The sequence below is a fragment of the Sphingobacterium sp. 40-24 genome (assembly GCF_001899705.1).
Classification (GTDB): Bacteria; Bacteroidota; Bacteroidia; order Sphingobacteriales; family Sphingobacteriaceae; genus Sphingobacterium; species Sphingobacterium multivorum.
Genome location: NZ_MKWH01000055.1, coordinates 194,360 through 213,314, shown reverse-complemented (window position 1 = coordinate 213,314; position 18,955 = coordinate 194,360). Strand labels below are relative to the sequence as shown.

Annotated in this window: 15 protein-coding genes; 10 read left to right on the top strand and 5 right to left on the bottom strand. The window is 38.7% G+C overall.

The window, feature by feature from the left end; genetic code table 11:
- Positions 1-26 precede the first annotated feature (26 nt).
- On the top strand, positions 27-2,339 hold the full coding sequence (metE, locus tag BGP15_RS20230; RefSeq protein ID WP_353681994.1) for a 5-methyltetrahydropteroyltriglutamate--homocysteine S-methyltransferase: 2,313 nt from the start codon (positions 27-29) through the stop codon (positions 2,337-2,339).
- A gap of 99 nt (positions 2,340-2,438) precedes the next feature.
- Here metE and BGP15_RS20225 read toward each other — a convergent pair whose 3' ends face one another.
- On the bottom strand, positions 2,439-2,969 hold the full coding sequence (locus BGP15_RS20225) for a hypothetical protein (RefSeq protein ID WP_070561792.1): 531 nt from the start codon (positions 2,967-2,969) through the stop codon (positions 2,439-2,441).
- Positions 2,970-3,389: 420 nt separating this feature from the next.
- Here BGP15_RS20225 and BGP15_RS20220 point away from each other — a divergent pair, with 420 nt between their 5' ends.
- Positions 3,390-3,980, top strand: a complete 591-nt coding sequence (locus BGP15_RS20220; RefSeq protein WP_286770633.1) for a helix-turn-helix domain-containing protein — start codon at positions 3,390-3,392, stop codon at positions 3,978-3,980.
- 31 nt (positions 3,981-4,011) lie between these two features.
- Here the strand turns inward: BGP15_RS20220 and BGP15_RS20215 are convergent, their stop codons facing one another.
- Positions 4,012-4,377, bottom strand: coding sequence for a hypothetical protein (locus tag BGP15_RS20215; RefSeq protein WP_286754801.1), 366 nt, complete (start codon positions 4,375-4,377; stop codon positions 4,012-4,014).
- A gap of 174 nt (positions 4,378-4,551) precedes the next feature.
- Here BGP15_RS20215 and BGP15_RS20210 point away from each other — a divergent pair, with 174 nt between their 5' ends.
- Positions 4,552-4,947, top strand: a complete 396-nt coding sequence (locus BGP15_RS20210; protein WP_070561582.1) for a single-stranded DNA-binding protein — start codon at positions 4,552-4,554, stop codon at positions 4,945-4,947.
- A 52-nt stretch (positions 4,948-4,999) separates the two neighbouring features.
- Here the strand turns inward: BGP15_RS20210 and BGP15_RS20205 are convergent, their stop codons facing one another.
- Entirely contained in the window at positions 5,000-5,407 is a 408-nt protein-coding gene (locus BGP15_RS20205; protein WP_286770632.1) for a hypothetical protein, read from the bottom strand.
- A gap of 432 nt (positions 5,408-5,839) precedes the next feature.
- The gene (locus BGP15_RS20200; RefSeq protein WP_070561585.1) at positions 5,840-6,499 is read right to left on the bottom strand and encodes a helix-turn-helix domain-containing protein; all 660 of its coding nucleotides are present in this window, start codon (positions 6,497-6,499) and stop codon (positions 5,840-5,842) included.
- 90 nt (positions 6,500-6,589) lie between these two features.
- Between BGP15_RS20200 and BGP15_RS20195 the strand changes: the two genes are divergently transcribed.
- From BGP15_RS20195 to BGP15_RS20165, 7 genes are all read left to right on the top strand, one after another.
- Positions 6,590-6,979 carry a YbjN domain-containing protein gene (locus tag BGP15_RS20195; RefSeq protein ID WP_046674974.1) on the top strand — a complete coding sequence of 130 codons (390 nt, stop codon included), beginning with the start codon at positions 6,590-6,592 and terminating at the stop codon, positions 6,977-6,979.
- A 4-nt stretch (positions 6,980-6,983) separates the two neighbouring features.
- A complete protein-coding gene (locus BGP15_RS20190; protein WP_112373947.1) occupies positions 6,984-7,691 on the top strand; it encodes a PspA/IM30 family protein in 708 nt (235 codons plus the stop codon).
- Entirely contained in the window at positions 7,675-7,872 is a 198-nt protein-coding gene (locus BGP15_RS20185; protein WP_083295781.1) for a DUF4177 domain-containing protein, read from the top strand. The genes BGP15_RS20190 and BGP15_RS20185 overlap by 17 nt, the downstream gene beginning before the upstream one ends.
- Before the next feature lie 11 nt (positions 7,873-7,883).
- Complete coding sequence (locus tag BGP15_RS20180) at positions 7,884-8,609, top strand: OB-fold-containig protein (protein ID WP_046674834.1); 726 nt, start codon at positions 7,884-7,886, stop codon at positions 8,607-8,609.
- Positions 8,610-8,728: 119 nt separating this feature from the next.
- Positions 8,729-10,846, top strand: coding sequence for a flotillin family protein (locus BGP15_RS20175; RefSeq protein WP_112373948.1), 2,118 nt, complete (start codon positions 8,729-8,731; stop codon positions 10,844-10,846).
- 97 nt (positions 10,847-10,943) lie between these two features.
- Complete coding sequence (locus BGP15_RS20170; RefSeq protein ID WP_286770631.1) at positions 10,944-15,788, top strand: DNA repair ATPase; 4,845 nt, start codon at positions 10,944-10,946, stop codon at positions 15,786-15,788.
- Between the two features lie 155 nt (positions 15,789-15,943).
- Positions 15,944-16,900: a Fic family protein gene (locus BGP15_RS20165; protein ID WP_286770630.1), complete on the top strand. Its 957-nt coding sequence runs from the start codon at positions 15,944-15,946 to the stop codon at positions 16,898-16,900.
- A 342-nt stretch (positions 16,901-17,242) separates the two neighbouring features.
- Here BGP15_RS20165 and BGP15_RS20160 read toward each other — a convergent pair whose 3' ends face one another.
- On the bottom strand, positions 17,243-18,949 hold the full coding sequence (locus BGP15_RS20160) for a bifunctional alpha/beta hydrolase/class I SAM-dependent methyltransferase (protein WP_286770629.1): 1,707 nt from the start codon (positions 18,947-18,949) through the stop codon (positions 17,243-17,245).
- Positions 18,950-18,955 lie beyond the last annotated feature (6 nt).

The following is an 18,955-nucleotide window of genomic DNA, read 5'->3' as shown; positions in this document are numbered from 1 at the left end:
AAAAAGAAATATTAAAAACATTCATTATGTTATTGACTAACAATTTAGGTTACCCTCGTGTGGGCGCGTTCCGCGAATTGAAAAAAGCCAATGAGGCCTATTGGGCTAAAAAATCTTCTGTTGAGGAATTATTGGACACAGCAAAAAAAATTCGTGAAGGCAATTGGAAAACACAAAAAGATGCTGGAATAGATTTGATCCCTTCCAATGATTTCTCTTTTTACGATCAAGTATTGGATTTAACCCTCACTGTTGGTGCAATTCCTGCTCGCTACCATTCTTTATTGAATAAAGTAGACAACAATTACAGTTTAGATCTATATTTTGCCATGGCGCGCGGTTTCCAACAAGAAGGAATCGACGTGACTGCAATGGAAATGACCAAGTGGTTGGATACGAACTACCACTACATGGTACCAGAATTCACAAAAGATCAAGAATTCAAATTGACTTCCGAAAAATTCTTAAATGAATACAACGAAGCAAAAGCATTGGGCATCGATACTAAACCAGTTCTATTAGGTCCTATTACATACCTTTTGATCGGTAAAGAAAAAGAAGCTGGCTTCGACCGTATCGATTTATTGGATAAACTTATTCCAGTATATGAGCAAATACTAGCTAAATTAGCTGATGCTGGTGCACAATATGTTCAGATTGACGAGCCTTTCTTAGCATTGGATTTAGATGCTAAAGTAAAAGCTTTATATCAACCTACTTTCGAAAAATTAGCTGCAGCAGCAAAAAATATCAAATTAATCGCAACGACTTACTTCGAAGCTTTAAAAGACAACGAAGATATCGCAGTTAACCTACCTATCCATGCTTTACATTTGGATCTGGTACGCGGTGAAAACCAATTGGATACGGTATTGGCTAAAGTTCCTGCTTCATTAACATTATCTTTAGGTATTGTTGAAGGCCGTAACATCTGGAAAAATGATTACGAAAAATCATTGGTTAAAATCAAACAGGCTGTTGATGCATTAGGAAAAGACCGTGTATGGGTAGCTCCTTCTTCATCTTTGTTGCACGTTCCTTTTGACTTAGACAATGAACACAATGAACAATCGCTACCAGCTGAAGTAAAAAACTGGTTAGCATTTGCTAAACAAAAATTAGCTGAAGTAAAAGACTTAGCCGTACTAGCGGAGGGAGAAGTTGATGCTGAAACAGCAAAACGCTTCGAAGCGAACAAAGCGGCTGCTGAAAGCCGTCGTACCTCTCCATTGATCCACAAACCAGAGGTTAAAACACGTACAAGCAATATTACTGATGACGATGCAAAACGCACTTCAGCATTTGCAGACCGTAAAGCAGCGCAACAAGCGAAATTCAACTTACCGGCGTTCCCGACCACAACTATCGGTTCATTCCCACAAACGAAAGATGTTCGTAAATGGAGAGCAGATCTGAAAAAGGGTGCTATTACGCAGGCAGAATACGATAAAGCAATCGCAGAAGAAACAGAAAACACCATCCGTCTTCAAGAGCAATTGGATATCGACGTATTAGTACACGGCGAATTCGAACGTAATGACATGGTTGAATACTTCGGTGAACAATTGGCTGGTTACGCTTTCACACAAAATGGTTGGGTACAATCTTACGGTTCACGTTGTGTAAAACCTCCGATTATCTATGGTGACGTATACCGTCCTGAAGATATGACTGTCCGTTGGTCTTCATATGCACAATCATTGACAAATCGTCCGGTTAAAGGTATGTTGACTGGTCCTGTAACAATCTTACAATGGTCTTTCGTACGTAACGATCAACCGCGCTCAACAACGACTTACCAAATTGCATTGGCGATCTTGGATGAAGTACAAGCCTTGGAAAAAGCAGGTATCAAAATCATACAAATCGATGAACCAGCTATCCGTGAAGGATTACCGTTACGTAAAGCTGATCAAAAAGATTACTTGAACTGGGCAGTACGTGCTTTCCGTGTCTCTTCATCAAATGTTGAAGACGATACACAGATTCACACACACATGTGTTATTCTGAGTTCAATAATGTGATCGAAGATATCGCTGCAATGGATGCCGACGTTATCACGATTGAGACTTCACGTTCTCAAATGAAATTATTGAATGCTTTCGCCGGTGATTTCAAATATCCAAATGATATTGGTCCAGGTGTTTATGACATTCACTCACCACGTGTTCCAAGCAAAGATGAGATGGTAGATCTATTGCGCAAAGCAAAAGCAGTAGTTCCAGCAGAACAACTTTGGGTTAATCCTGACTGTGGTTTGAAAACTCGTGCTTGGCCAGAAACCAAAGCGGCTTTAGAGTCTATGGTTGAGGCTGCGAAAATCTTAAGAGCAGAATAATTCTTAAACTATATTGATAAAGCCCTAGCTGAAATTTCAGCTAGGGCTTCTTTATTGGACTTCGTTCAAAATAAAAACTGTTATACGAATAAGGTGAGATTATTTTCGGCTGTTCTTCCGTTCTTTCTTGTTTTCCTTTTCGTTCCCGTTCTTAATTTCCTGTTTTCCTTTAATCCGATCTTCAATCGCCTTCAGGTTTGACGAAAAATCGAGGTCAACATTTTCAAGTTTAGCCTTTTTTAACGCCTTCAATGCCTTTTTGTATTTTCTCATTTTTTCAAATAGCAGTGCTTTCTTGATCCAGATTCCTGTCAAGGGCATGGCCGGAAGTGTCAAAGCAAATTTGATCGTCTTTTTTGCAGCTTCATACTCCCCCATATCAATCAATGTCTGAATGAAATAAGGATATACTTCCAGTGCCTGCACATTATGCACCAAAGCTTCCTGGAAATACCTTTTTGCCTGCTCATAGTCCAATAGCTGTTCGGCATGAACTCTTCCCATCAAACACAGCGCCATTGTATTGGACTCATCATAGGATAGCGCATAGGATAAGGATTCCATGGTCTCCTCCAAATACATCGGATAGTTATCCAGCGCCTGAAGGACATATTTATTTACTGAATTCATAAAATTTTCTAAAACATAACATTCATATCCAGCTTTCACGATAACTTTGAAAGTAACTGGATTTTTAAAACTCCTGAATAAGCTAAGCATATTGGAAAAGTGGACTACCATTTCGAGCGCCACGTTTTAGCCAATATCAACCTAGGTTACTTAACGTATTAAGAAGAAGATTAGGAAAGGGCCGTATTCCGAAGAATATTCCCGAGAATCTTCTCTGTGGACGAAGCGGGATTTTCTAATATTGCAAACATATTCTTCCGTTTTTATTAATTACTCTATTGAATTGCAAAGATTCAAAATATTTACCAAATTCCAAAAACTTTTGATTATTAATCTGTTATATTGTTCAGCACGATATTGGCATATTATTGTCGCATCAATTTCACTAAAATTCAACGACTATTTCCCCATCTTTGAACTATGGAAAGTCAATCAGCTAATCAATTAATCAAACTAGCAAGAAAACGTAAGGGACTAACGCAGCAGGAACTCGCCGATCAAGCGGGGGTATCGCTAAGAACAGTGCAACGCATAGAAAAAGGCACGGAAGAAATCAGTGGATTTAGTCTCAAACAGATCAGTCAAATTTTGGAAATACCATTAGAACAACTCATTATGCCAAATGTAAATCAAATCAGTATCGACAACAATCAAACAGGAAGTATTAAAGCGCTATATTTAGCATCGCTCACCTTTTTGGTCAATCCATTATTAGGGCTATTGGTCCCAGCAATTATGGGTTATACGAAACAAAACAAAGACGCCTTATACAGTAAGCACCTAAAAAAAATAATTATAATACACGCTGTTGGACTATTTTTTCTCGGAAGTTTCATAGTCTATATCATTATTGCAGATTTTTTTAAAATTGCACTACCGTCTTTTTTAACCAATATCTTTAATAGCGCCTATTTTTTACTCATACCAGTATGCTATTACATATTGATTCTAACGTTTACTATTTTTAATTATATCGCAATAAGAAAAGCCAAGCTCAGTTCTGCAAACTAAACCAATACAAATGAATCTATTGTGATCAATATCACAGCGGTTTCTTTTGAACAATCAATACCCAATCATTCTCCAACAACAGATACCCTGTTTCGTAAATAAAGCTATAGGTCTGCCCCTTGTTATTGGAAAAAGTATGTGTATGAAACTTAAAATCAAATCCCAACCGCTTTAACTTTTCCCGTTGTATCTTCACCATACCCTCCCCACTCAATGCATCTAATAAAATACGGCGGTTTTTTCGTAGGATATTATTCACATTGCGCACCAGATTGGTCTGGTCGCTATTTAATTTATTGTTATAGGCGTTCCGGCAAGCATCATCACAAAATCGCTTGTCCGAACGGCCATATATTACTTTGCCACATTCAAGGCAGACTTTTTCTCCAGAACTCATAACGGAAGATTAAACGACAACAAACGGTTACAACCGACTATAGTCGAATACAAATGGTAAATAGACGACTATAATTATTTCCCCGCCCCACCTTTGCTTAAGATCATTCGGCGTTCATAGCCAATGACCATCAACTAAAATAAGAATTATTAAAAACTTTTAAAAATTAGACACATGAGCACATTACGCAACAAAGTACAATTGGTTGGGCATTTAGGAAACGACCCGTTAATCAAAACAACTTCCACTGGCACCAATTACTCCATATTACGTCTCGCCACCAATGATCTTTTCAAGAACAAAGCCGGTGAATGGGTTGAAGAAGTTCAATGGCATACACTCGTGGTTTGGGGTAAGCAAAACAATACCATTGAAAAGAAATGCCAACGTGGGACCAAACTCATGGTTGAAGGCAAACTCACCTATCGTAACTATGAGAACGCAGATGGGGTAAAACAATATGTCACAGAAATTAAAGTAGATAATTTTATGATTTTATCTGATTCGAACGGTGCCAAAGATGACATCCCAACACCTCCAGATGAAAATGAAGACGATCTGCCTTTCTAGTATGATCAACGAGGTAGGTTTTCAAGCCCCTACCTCGTCGATTGTTTCCAACTTATTTTGTCAGGCTTGCAGTCAACGCTCTTCCTAGGTTCTCTGCATAAGCCTTCCATAATTTAGCATCTTCTGGCGTAAACTTAGCAACAGCTTCAGTTTCTTTGGCCGCCCATTCCCGTCGCTTCGCTGCAAGCTCCTTGAGTTTAACAACATCGCCGCTTTTAGCAACAGCGATAAATTCTTTGATATATTTTGTATAATCCTCCGCCAATTTTTGTGTCCCAGCAGAACTAAATTTCGGTATTGGCACTTCGCCACCGCTATTTTCTACCGACGTTTCGGCCGTATCTTTTTTTAAGTCAATAGCGGCAGTTGTATCTTTTACGTCGACTTTTTTAGTCGCGGAATTATTGCAGGAAATAACAAAAAATCCAGCAATTAATGCTGATAAGGCTACTTTCTTCATTTATTTAAATTTAGTTTTTTATGTCTGGTCATTTATCCGTTTATGCGTGTTGTTCTAAAACTAAATAAATCACTCTAGTTTTATCGGATCGACAAGTTCACCATCATCTTAATCACAACCCTACCTTTTTGTAACATTACTTTATTATCGAACTAATTTAATTACAATGCCCGACTCTACGAAATTTTTTGTGGACACTCCCATTCTGCAGGCCTGAGTTAGGAGTCTTCTTTTCTTGTAGGCAAGTCAACATCAGATCAACTCCAAGGCCGTACATATTAGGGGTATTACAAGGGTAAACCCCTGCAAACCCCTTGTTAATACCTTGTAAATGGACTGCAATTAAATAATTAACCACGGATATGATAACAACATGGAAATACGCCCGATACCGGCAAAACCGAATAAACAATAGGAAAAAGTTCCACGCAATTAGATTCGCTCAAACCTGCCATACAATTTCCAGAAATATGCCTTCTCCCCCATAGTGAGATCAATCTTCTTCCAGGCATTTAAGGCTAAACTAATCTCCTTTTCCTGCAAACTGTATTTTCCAATAAAGAACTCTTCTTCGGAAAAATACAAACCAAATGCTTTATCCAACGTATGTAGGCTCTGAACATCTACCTCTTCAAAAAATAAAATGGATTGAGGGCCAGCCAAAAAATCACTCGGCACCGGAATAGCGTCAGCGTATTCGATTGCGATGAGGCGGTTCCTACTTTGCAAAGGAAATTCAATTATTGGAAGCTCTTCTAATTTCGAAAAATAACTACCCGCCTCAAAAATACCATCTCGTTCCAGCAGCGGGATTTGTAACAGTCTTTTACGTCCAATAAGAGAAACATTTGGATCAAAATAATCATTGAAATTAAGAATTTCATTGACAGATAGATTTTTTTCAATAAGATGCTGCACAGGAATGCCAAAATAATTTGCAATCTTTAGAACAATCTCAATTTTTGGCTCTGCACGCATTTCTTCGTAAGACGAAATATTACCTCTAGTAAGATTAAAAATATCCCCAAATGCCTGTTGACTCATTCCTTTCACTTTTCTTAATTTCTTAATATTGTTGCCTACGTTGCTCATTTTAAAAAAATTGAATATTTATTGCAAAATATTTTTGCATTTTTATTACCTTTATGCAAAGAATATGTGCAATATATAAAAAACTTGATTATGTACTTCTCAAAAATTGAAAATTATATCGCCAATATCGGTTACACCATCACCCATAAGGATACAAAAGAAGGAATCTTTGTCATCGAAAATGAAGATGACGGAATCCGTAACCTGATTGTAGGCATTGCCCAACCCATCCTGATTTTTGAGCAATATCTTTTTACAATCAGCAATGACACCATGGATATGTTCAAATCACTATTGATAAAGAATAGAGATATTATACACGGTGGGTTTGCATTAACAGAAGATGGTACCAAAGTTATATTTCGGTATACCTTACAAATACATAATCTCGATCAGAATGAGTTTGATGCAGCCATTAATTCGCTGAGTCTTTTGATGAGTGAATATTATAATCAGTTAATAAGTTTTTCAAAATTATAGAATAATGAATATTTTTAAGAGAATTTTCAGAATTGGTCAAGCCGAGATCCACGCAGTCGTGGACAAAATGGAAGACCCCATCAAAATGACGGAACAGGGTATCCGTGAGATGAAAGAGGACCTGGAACAATCGTTAGAAGCCTATGCTAAAGTTAAAGCGTTAGCCATACGTACCCAAAACAATTGTGAAAAGAAAAAAGAAGAAGCCAATGAATTCGAAAACAAAGCTATTCTATTACTCCAAAAAGCACAAAAAGGAGAATTAACGACAGAAAAGGCAGAAGGTCTTGCAAAGGAAGCGCTGTTGCTGAAAAAACAGTTGTTAATCGAAGCTGGTGAATTGGAGAAACAAGCCGTGATTCATCAAAGTTCATCGGATGAGCTACACAAAAATGTAGACATTCTCAAATTCAATATATCGAAATGGGAAGGTGAACTCTCTACTTTAAAGGCACGTGTAAAGGTATCCAACGCAGCTAAAATGGTCAATCGTCAGCTCGCTAATATCGATTCCAATAGTACGATTTCCATGTTAGAACGTATGAAAGAGAAGGTCGAGGAAGACGAGGCACTAGCAAAGGCCTATGGCGAGATTGCACTAGGTAACAAAAGTAAAGTTGATGAGATCAACGAGACCATCGGCGGGTCTGAAGCCGTCAACAACGAATTAGAAGAACTAAAAAGAAAATTAAATAATGATGAAAAGATTTGAATATAAAACGCTAAAAATTGAACCTAAAGGTTTTTGGGGAACAAAGTTGGATCCCGAAAAAATTGATGAAATCTTAAATGATCTTGGAAATCAAGGCTGGGAATTGGTAACCATGCAGGACCTTGAAGTCAATGGGAATTCCTGGTCTTTTCATTATACTTTCAAGAGAGAGAAAATTTAAACAATAACACTATGACAGAACTAATCAATATCTTATTCAATCCATTGTCCAATGGAATTATGACAGTCTTAACTGGCATGTCTGTAGTGTATTGGTTATTTATGTTTCTGATGGGTGATGGAGTACATCTATTTGATGCCGATGCAGATATAGACCTCCATCCTACACCTGATGTCACGGACGTTGATGGCTCACATGATATCGCAACTGAGGGCGGCGATCATGCACACCATCATCATACGGATACGGACGCTAATACAGAACCTGGCTTCTTTGCAAAAGCAATGGATTACATCAATGTTGGCAAAGTACCCATCATGCTTATTGTAACACTGTTCAAATTTATAGGCTGGATAATTACCATTGTTTCTTCGCTCTTTATCGACGTTGCTTCATGGGGGATAAAGTCCGTATTAATCCTGATCCCTGTTTTTATTGTTACATTTATTTTAATGCATTTTCTGACCAAACCTTTAGCTAAAATGTTCAAAAGTATAGGTTACAATGGCGAAGAAAGTCACGATTTTCTTGGTCGCATGGGTAAAATGAGAGCCAGTATTGAAGGCAAGAAAATAGGTTCTGCCGAATTTATCATCCAACAGGATCCTATTCGCCTCAATGTTGTCAGCCATAATGGGGAGAAAATAGGCTATGGAGACGATGTCATTATTGTTGACGAATCCAAGGACAAGAAATATTATTATGTGACCAAAGAAATCACGATAGACAATATTTAATGGAAAAGGAATAAACGCAAAACCCCGACACTAAACAACTGTCCTAAAAGAGCGAATCTTTATCCTTTTAAATTCTAATCGTAAACCCAAATATTAAAATCTAAATAAATACAAATCATATGCTATATCAACCTCTTTTATTTTTAAGTGGCTTAAACGGAATTATACTTTTAATTGTCGGTTTGGCTGTCTTTTTAATTTTTGCATTCTTTGTTGTATTGAGTGCATTCTACAAGAAAATTCCACAAGGGAAAGCGATTGTACGAACCGGTGTTGGTGGTACAAAAGTAGCATTCAACAAGGGAATGTATGTTGTACCTGTATTTCACAAGATGGAGATCATGGACATCTCAATCAAAAAAATTGAGATTGCCCGTATGCAGGGTGAAGGTTTGATCTGTAAGGACAATATTCGTGCAGATATCAAAGTTGCTTTCTTTGTTCGTGTCAATAAAAATGTAGATGATGTGATCAATGTAGCCCAAAATTTAGGTTGCGACCGCGCCAGTGAACCAGAAACATTAAAAAGTATTTTTGAATCTAAATTCTCCGAAGCACTCAAAACAGTAGGTAAGAAATTTGATTTCATTGAATTATACGAAGCCCGTCGCGAATTCCGTGATGAGATACTGGACGTCATCGGAACTGATCTTAATGGTTATATTTTGGACGACTGTGCGATTGATTACCTTGAACAGACCGACATCGAACATCTCAATCCAAATAATATCCTAGACAGTGAGGGTATCAAAAAGATCACCGAATTAACAGCCAAACAAAATATAAATGCCAACTTCATTCGTCGTGATGAGGAGAAACTAATCAAAAAACAAAACGTGGAAGCAAGGGAAGCGATTCTAGAACTAGACCGTCAGCTTGCCGAAAAGGAAGAGAAACAAAAACGGGAAATTGACAACATCAGAGCACGCGAAGAAGCAGAAATAGCAAAGGTACGCGAAGAAGAACGTCTCAAGTACGAAAGCGTCCGGATTTCTACCGAAGAGCAACTCGCTGTTCAAGAAGAAAATAAACTGCGGCAGATTATCATTGCTGAAAAGAATAAACAACGTACCGATGCTGTGGAGGCCGAACGTGTAGAAAAAGATCGCGCCTTAGAACAAACAGAACGCGAGCGCATTGTTACCTTAGCACAGATCGACAAAGAACGCTCGATCGAAACCGAAAAGAAAAGTATCCAAGGCGTTATCAAAGAACGTGTACAATTGGAAAAAGGTGTTGTTGAAGAGCAACAAGGCGTCAAAGACATCGAAGTATTCCGTGAAGTAGAACGTAAAAAACAAGCGGGTGTTATTGCGGCATCACAAGAAGCAGAAGAAAAATTAATTTCAACTGTTAAAGCTGCCGAAGCTGCAAAAATTGCGGCAGAACAGGAAGCAGAGAAAAAAGTAATCGACGCGGAGGCTGCTCGTAAAATCGCCGAAAAGCGTGCACAAGAGCTATTGATCGATGCGGAAGCGAAAAAAGAAGCATCGCTCAAAGAGGCCGAAAGTCGTAAGATTATTGCCGAGGCACAAGCCAAAGAAGAAGCTGCGCTTGGCTTATCCGAGGCCGAAGTTATGGTTGCCAAAGCTGAAGCTGAAGAAAAACAAGGTACTGTTGAAGCTAATGTCATTGAGAAGAAAGCGGAAGCGATGCGTAAAGAAGGCTTAGCACAGGCGGAAGTGGTGCGTGAGAAAGCGCTTGCTGAAGCCAAAGGTATCGAAGAGAAAGCTGAAGCGATGAAGAAATTGGACGGCGTGGGCAGAGATCACGAAGAATTCAAATTGCAATTGCAAAAAGAACGTGATATTGAACTCGCACACATCAATATCCAAAAAGACATTGCTCAAGCACAAGCCGGCGTATTATCGGAAGCACTTAAAACAGCAAAAATCGATATTGTTGGTGGTGAAACCATGTTCTTTGAGAATATCGTCCGTCAAGTATCCAACTCCAAAGGTTTTGATCACTTGATTGACAACTCCAAACATGCCACAGCTATTAAAAATTCTTTGATAGGTCCAGATGGACAAGGAGACCTCGCAGAAAAGGTGCGTGGATTAGCCGATAAATATGGAATTTCCACAAACGATATTAAGAACCTCACCGTTTCAGCAGCATTGATTAAACTTCAACAAGCGGCGACTGATGCTGAAAATGGCGAAGATACAGGCTTCATTAATTCTTTGTTCGGATTGGCGAAAAACTTGGGCATATCAAACAAGAAACTGTCCTAGCCCATACCCAATTCACTATTGCCTGCAATGCTAATTAGCATTGCAGGCAACGAACACAAGATTTTATCACATATACCAAGTCGAGAAAGCTCATTTTATGCCAGAAGAAAACGTAATAAATCAGAACGACTCCCTTGATCAAGGTGCATACGAGATTATTCGAAAGCGGCTCCTTACACAAAAGGAAGAGCTTTCTATCAAACTCCAGCAACTAAATAATGCCCGCAAGGAAGTATTTAATGCGACAAGTTTTATACTCAAAGCCAATCAACGGATCACGACAGAAAATAACTGTGTTGCTCGCGGTATTTTGGCCCTGGACAAGCTATGTATATTTGGTTATAATGTCCATTTTGGGTTACGTACCGAAATTAAACTCGAAGATGTTTTCAGTGTATATACGTTCGAAAACAATCAGTTTATCCCACAATCACTCGATCTGATCAATGATCCTAATTTCATTGGCGATTATCAAAATTTATACAAATACTATCGCGACTCGATCTTTTCCAAGTTTCGACGTACGGAAAACTATCTTTATATGATCTTTCAGACCAGCAAAAATCCTGCTGACCTGAAGGCATTCAAGTGGTTGATTAAAGACGGAAAGCTCCAATATCAGGATGACCGCAGCATCCACGAAGTCAAATTGCCCAACCAATTTGAATTTGAATGGACAAAAACAACCTTGGAAGACCGTCGCCTCGGAAAACACCCACACATATCCATTAAGGATAAGATCTTTATAGAAGCGATCAATGGCGATATTACTTTCAAAATTGAAAATAACACCGATACAGGGAAAGGAATCTTCTCTGAAAAAGTTTCAAACGCCGACCAACAATTGGATGATGCGGATTACTACTATGCAGACCTTGGCAATTTGATTGCCGTTCGCATCAAACCGTATCAAGAAGATTTCCGTGCATTTGTCTTTAATCAACGGACAAAAGAAGTGGTGAATCTTAAATCCCTGAATGAATCAGCCATTTTACTACCCGATAATCAAGGAATCATTTTTTCTAACGGATACTACCTGCAGAATGGCACCCATAAAATCTTTGACGTCCAGTTTGACCGGGTTAGTTTCCTTAGACGCATCACATCACCAAACGGTGAAGACTTTCTCTATATCTTTTGTCAGGAGGAAACGAATACCTACATCTTACTGTCTTATAACATCATTCAGCAGCATGTCGAAACGCCGATCATCTGCAATGGATTCACACTTTTTAAAGACGGTAGTTTAATTTACTTCCATACAGAGGCCGAAGCAACAAGGCATCATCAGGTTCAGATCTGGGAAACCCCTTACATGGCCGTGCTCAAAGAAAATGAGTTAAAAAAAGACGACCCACTTTATAAGGTTGGTAATAAACAGATCGTACAGGCCATGGCCGAGGCACAAGAAGTCATACAGCTCATCAACAAAGAAGACAGTTATGAAGGTCTTTACGAGGATATACTCAAAAAATCGACTGTCCTTCTTGACTCTTATTTTTGGATAAAGGATGAAGCCTTGTCCAACCTTGGTCAGCCGTTGGCTCAGATCAAGGAGGTCGCCAATACGGCAATTGACGAATTTGTTAAGGTCCAAGCCCAACGTAAATACGCTACAGAGCTCAATAGCACTGCCGAGAAGAAAATGGAAGAGCTTACCTTTTCCATCAATAGTACAGTAGTCGAAAAGCTTGACCAACTTGTTCATCAATTGGCAGATTCACGACGTTTACAGGGCGAAATCATTGACCTCAAAAATGTCAGATATATTGATATAGTCCGTATCGATGCTTTACTCGAGAAGCTGCAGTCAATCACCACCGAACTCGCCGAAAAGACAATTGCTTTCTTGCTCCGCGACGAGGCTTTACAACCCTATGAGCAGAAAGTGGAGCAGCAGAAAAACAATGTTGCTGCAATTGTCAAAGTCTATGACGCCAAAGCGATCGAGGAAGCCAATTCGGCTATATCGAGTGAATTGGAGCTGTTGATCGATATTCTAAACAGTTTAAAAATTGACGACTCCACCCAGACCACCAAAATCATCGAGAAGATAGCTGTTATTTTCTCTTCCTTGAATGAAGTCCGGGCGCAGCTTACGCGTAAACTCAATTCATTAAAAAGTACGGAAGCCATTGCAGAATTTTCCGCCCAACTTACGCTACTGGAACAGTCTGTCACCAATTATCTTGAACTCTCTACGACAACTGAAAAAGTAGACGAGTATTATACCAAGGTCATTGTTCAACTGGAAGAACTCGAAAGTAAGTTTTCAGAATTTGAGGACTTCGCCCTGAAAATAGCAGATAAACGCGATGAGATCATCAAAGCATTTAATTCCCGCAGAGAGCAAATCGTTGAACAGATCAACAAACGTAGCTCTTCACTCGAGCAAATTGGACTTCGCGTATTAAAGAATATCGAAAACAAATCAAAGACATTTGCAACGCGTGAGGAAATCCTAAGTTTCTTTGCTTCAGATTTGATGATTGACAAAATCAGACAGCTTGTGCAAGAGCTGAAAACGCTCAGTGATGTTTCAAAAGCCGAAAATCTTGAAAACCTGCTCAAAAAATCTCAGGAGGATGCATTACGCATTTTACGTGACAAGAATGATCTTTTTGTAGATGGAGAGAACATTATTGCGCTTGGCAAGCATAAATTTGCCGTCAATAGTCAGTCACTCAGTTTAACACTCCTACGCAAAAATGACGAACTATTCTTCCATCTTACCGGAACGAGCTTCTATCAAAAAGTCAAAGGATCCGAGATCGAAAACTTTAGCGATATTTGGGATCAGGAACTGATTTCCGAAAACAAGGACGTATACCGGGCTGAATATCTCGCCTATAAAACATTCCTTGCTTCCAAAGGACAGTTAGATTTTGATGCCAACCTGTTTATCAATCAGACTGTCGAGCAAAGTTATTCGGAAGGTTATGTCAAAGGAGTGCATAACTTTGATGCCTTGGTAATCTATGATACCATCAAACAGCTAGATAGCAAACTTGATCTTTTACGTTACGATGCTCATTTGCGTGCTATGGCACAATTGTTTTGGCATTCACTTGCGCAAGACGAGCAGGAAAAACAGAAAGCGTTGATTCAATCTACACATTCGGTATTAAAAGCATTTCCAAATTCCACACGCTACCAATCTGTCGTGGACGAACTCACAAAATTATTCATCAATTGGGACACACATTTGGATCGTTCGACATTTCATGCGAAGGACGTCGCGAGCTATCTCTTCCAGACTTTCACAAGCTACAGCAAGTTTGTCGTCAGTGAGCAATCGGATGAACTTAAAAAGGCTTTCATCCGGCTATTGGAAAACAAGAAGAGTTTTAAACTCTTTGAAGCAGATATTCAGCATACACAATTTAGTCTCGTAGACCGCTTCTATTTGACCTTAAATTGGCTAAATTCTTTTATCGACGAGAACGACGATTACCAGGATTTCCAAAAGTACGTGGAGGAAACTGCAGTCACGCTTCTTTATCCGAAGGATGAATACCAATTGATCATCGCCAAAGACAATGCACTCATCCAGGGATTAAAGGGAAATCACGTGATCTTGAACAATGGAGAAGAGCAGATTCAATACCATCAATTTCTGCGTAGATTGAAGACTTTTGCCGAATGGAATGTTCCTCGTTTTCAAGAATTCGCTTCTTTGAAGGAGCAGCTCGGAAAAACATACGCCAAGGAGCTGAAAATCGGAGAATTTGAACCAAAAGTCCTAACATCTTTTGTCCGAAATAAGTTGATCAACGAAGTTTACTTCCCATTGATCGGAAATAATTTGGCCAAACAGCTGGGGGCAGCTGGCGACAATAAACGTACCGCCAGGATGGGTATGCTTCTCCTCATTTCTCCGCCAGGTTACGGAAAGACAACATTAATGGAATACCTCGCGAAAACCATGGGATTACATTTTGTAAAAATCAACGGACCTACAATAGGGCATTCCATTACTTCAATAGATCCTGTGGAAGCGAAAACCTCTGGTGAACGTGAGGAACTTAAGAAGATCAATCTTGCTTTCGAAATGGCCGATAATGTGATGCTTTACGTCGATGATATCCAACATTTGAATCCCGAATTCCTTCAGAAATTCATTTCATTGGCTGATGGGCAACGTAAGATCGACGGTATTTTTGAAGGTGAGAGTAAAACATACGATTTGCGTGGGAAAAGATTCTGCATCGTAATGGCAGGAAACCCTTACACCGAAAGCGGATCCAAATTTCAGATTCCAGATATGTTGGCCAACCGTGCGGATGTATACAATCTTGGGGATGTGATCGGTGATACCGAAGCACTTTTCAATCTCAGCTTAATTGAAAATGCGGCAATTGAAAACAGCTACCTTGAAAAAATAGCAAGCAAATCCTTCAACGATTTCTATGCTTTAGTGAACTATGCACAATCGGTTGTAGATCAACTTCCCGATTTAGAAGGCAATTACCTGAAGCAAGATATCGATGATTTTATCACGGTATTAAAACATGTGTTAAAGATCAGAAACGTTGTCATCAAGGTCAATCAAAATTATATTCAAAGTGCGGCCATGCAGGACAATTACCGAACAGAACCGCCGTTCAAACTGCAAGGGTCTTATCGGAATATGAGTAAGCTCGTCGCACAAGTTGTGCCGATGATGAACGAACAGGAAATCGATCAAGTTCTCCTCGCACATTATGAAAGTGAGTCACAAACCCTTACTGCCGATACGGAAAGTAATCTTTTAAAATTGAAAGAACTTGCTGGATTAATCAATACAGTGGAACAAGAACGGTGGGAACACATCAAAGAAATATTCCGCAAGAACAATAAACATGGTGGACTTGCCAAAGATGATAAGGTCTTTGCACAAATGCAGGACTTTAATGAAAACCTAGAGGGTATCATACAAGCTATCCGTGCCTATAAGAACTAATATTTAACATTGCTATTCCAGTGGACTTTACCTGTCTATTAAGCTGGAATAGCAATATTTCTGATACGACTACTGTCAAATATTTTTTAAGCATTCGCTATATTTAGGATGATTAATGATTATCTTTGATAGTATCAAATGATAGTATCATCATAATGAAACCACCATATATTATTACAAGTGAAACTTTAAAATTAGTTAGTTCTATTTCAGAAAGAATAGGAGAAATTAATGCTGCTCATTTATATAAACCCACCACAGAGCTACGAAAAAAGAACCGTATAAAAACGATTCAATCGTCTTTAGAAATCGAAGGTAACACGTTAACTGAAGAACAAATTACCGCATTATTAGAAAATAAAAGAATTATTGCACCCAAAAAGGATATTTTAGAGGTACAAAATGCTATAAAAGTTTATGACAAATTAAATGATTTTAATCCTTATGAATTAAAAAATTTAGAAAAGGCTCATTCTGTCCTGATGAATGGGTTGATCGATAATGCAGGGAAATTAAGAACTACGAATGTTGGTATTGTAAAAGGTTCAAAAGTAAAACATATTGCCCCAAGTGGGACAATGGTTAAAGGTTTGATGAAAGATCTTTTTGCTTATCTAAAAAACGACGCAGATTTAATTCTAATCAAAAGTTGTGTATTCCATTATGAATTTGAATTTATACATCCGTTTATCGACGGCAACGGCAGAATGGGGAGATTATGGCAAACATTGATTTTAATGCAGCAATATCCTGTTTTTGAGTTTTTACCCATTGAGAGCCTAATCAAACAAAAACAAGATGCATATTACGCAAAGCTATCAGAGTCGGACAAAGAGGGTAACTCAACACCATTTATTGAGTTCATGCTTGGGATTATTCTGACCGCTTTAGAAGAACTTTTACAAGCTCAAAATAAAACACTTCGTTTAGAAGACAGAATAAGTCTGTTTAAAGAGAAAATCGGTCAAAATAAATTTCATCGAAAAGACTATCTACAAAATTTTAAAAATATTTCCGCTCCCACAGCAAGCAGGGATTTAAAATGGGCTGTTGAACAAAATATTTTGAAGAAGTTTGGAGAGCAACGATTGACAGAATATCAATTCAAGTAATTTACTATATAATGAAAACAGTAAATATATATTTAACATTCGGCTATACATAGTTCTTCTTGCTGACATTCGATGATATGATCGCCCTCCTCAGGATATTTAGCTACTGTACCTCAATGGAAATTTGGAACATATTGTTCAGGAGATCAGAGAATATAAAAACTGGATATCCATTTTACTTACCTCCATTTTAAAAAACCTGAGATAAGCAAAATCAACGCTATTTCAATAACAAGTTCCCGAAATGGGAACTTGTTATTGCGTTTGTTATAAGATTAAAAAATATTGAGAGTAAGATTAAAGAAAATACTACTAGGCTATGAGCTTTTCAATGTTTTACGATTATCCGCTCTTCACAGCCCCCGAAGACACCGTAAATATGCCAAAGTCATCGATCAGCATACGTTCCTTAACAACTCCATTGTACGCCATCAGACGATCTAATTCTTTCTGCGAACGACGACGCATCACCCAGTCCTTTTTCTGATGACTGTTTAACACGTAAGCAATCATCTTTAACTGTGGATGCCATGGCTGTCCAGTATAAACCAAATGACTGCTTGATTCGCAAATCGAAATTGCGCCTTTTACAGCCCTACTTGCCATTTCATTGTCACCAAAAAGTTCAAAAATACCTGAGATAATAACAATATTAGGCTCGAATTCCAGTTTGGAATAGGTAGCTGGATCAAAACAATCGTAATTGGTAAATCGTATCCCCTGCAATCCATTTCTACGGATAATCCTCTCTCCCACCTCAATATTGGACAACAGGAATTCATTAATCACGATTTCGGCTTCGGGATATTTCGCTTTGATATCAAATAAGTAATTGCCGGTGCCACCTGCAATATCCAATATCTTCACGGTCTTTCCAGCAGCTTTGACCTTCGCGATATTCTCTTCCAATAACTGTAATAAGTGCTGTTTTCGAATGCGAATTCCTTTCCATCCAATCGCCTCCAGATAACCTCGGTCGAGGATACGACCGAACCGATTTTTACCCTGCGATTCATTGCGATAGACGTAGTCCAGCGATATCCCCGAATCAAATCCAAACTGCAGGCCTAAATTCATTCCTTTACTTAAGGAACCTATTTTGCCCAATGCCCATTTCTGAACCGCATAGTTCAATTTTTCACCTGCAGGAAGTAATTTATGGTATAATTGTTCATACTCTTTCACCGAAAAATCATCGGGTTCGAGCGTCAGTTCAGGACTTTGTCGGGCATAGGCTTTGTCGATAAAATTTCGCAGATAGTGATAAACTTTCTGCCGATTTGTTTCAAATAGAATCCCGTGGTAGAAATTACGTAAAGTGATAAAAGTCTTCAACTTTGAAGCTATTGTCACAAAGAATTTTTTCTGCACCGAATTTTTGACCACATAATCTTTTTCAGCAGAAAGGACAATCACAGGGATATCAATCGCCGCAGCGTCTTCAACAATACGCTCGCCAGCTTTTAATAGATCAACCAACAAAGCACCATTGATAGATTTGGAAATCAACGGATCGGCATCGTAAGACTTCTGCTGATCGATATCGTGAGTCAACACCTTAGATTTGACATAACTCTGGATAATCAGATCTTTTTTTAGCTTTGTTCCCAAAGCAATCATCTGATTTGCCAAGGGCACATATAATTTAATTTCAAATGCAGGTGCCAACAATGCGATACCTGCGACTTTAGGCGCAAAATCATGTACCCAGGCACTGACAACAAGTCCCGCAATACTATTGGCGATAACGAAAATGTCTTTCGAATCAACCAAATATTCGTGGCCTATATAATGAACGAAACTATCTAAATCCCGTACATAATCCATAAAGATCGGTGAAACTGGTTCTTTCGTATAACCATGTCCGCGCAAATCAAATGCAAAGATGGAATGATCGGCAAACTGGGGATCCGTAGCCATCTCCTGCAGACGTTCCGAATGCTCATGCCCCCGGTGCAGTACGACCAATGCCCGCTGTCCGGCCTGATAATTCCAAACGCGATATAATAACTCCCCTTGATCAAAACTCTTGAAGTAACCTGATTTCATGTATAA